This window comes from Rhodococcus sp. HM1, from assembly GCF_023218075.1.
Taxonomy (GTDB): domain Bacteria; phylum Actinomycetota; class Actinomycetes; order Mycobacteriales; family Mycobacteriaceae; genus Rhodococcus.
On sequence record NZ_JALPTB010000195.1, the window covers coordinates 1 to 657 of the forward strand.

The 657-nt window shown below is 69.9% G+C and carries 1 protein-coding gene; it reads right to left on the reverse strand.

The features are described from left to right. On the reverse strand, positions 1-657 hold a 657-nt coding region (locus tag M1M07_RS32380), incomplete at both ends, for an AMP-binding protein (RefSeq protein ID WP_248676790.1).

The following is a 657-nucleotide window of genomic DNA, read 5'->3' on the forward strand; positions in this document are numbered from 1 at the left end:
CCGGACCCAACCCGAACGCCGCGACCTTCCACACCAACTGATTCGCCACCGCCCGATGCGGCACCGCCACACCCTTCGGACGACCCGTCGAACCCGACGTGAAGATCACATACGCCGTGTGCTCCGGCGCCGGAGACGCCACGCGCAACGGGACATCGACCGTCGAATCATCCTGCGGCACAAAGTCGTCGACGAACAGGACGGCGCGGCCACCGTCGGTTCCGAAGCCTTCGCCGCGCGTGGTCAGCACACACACCGGATCGGCGGTGCCGAGAATGTAGTCCGTCCGCTCCGCCGGCTGATCCGGATCCACCGGCAGGTAGGCACCACCGGCCTTCGCGACCGCGACCATGCCGATCACCAGCTCCACGGACCGGCGCATACCGAGCGCGACCCGCTCCTCGGGAGCGACGCCGAGGTCGACGAGCTGCCGGGCGGTCGCGCCCGCCCACGCGTCGAGCTGCCGGTAGGTCCAGGTGCGGCCGTCGAATTCGAGGGCCGGGGCGTCCGGGTTCGCGGCGACCTGCGCCTCGAACAACGACACCAACGTCGCCGACGCATCCACCTCGTGCGCAGTGTCGTTGAACGACTCCAGAATCCGCGACCGCTCCCCCGCACCGAGGATCTCCAGATCCCCGACCGGGCGCGACGGATCCG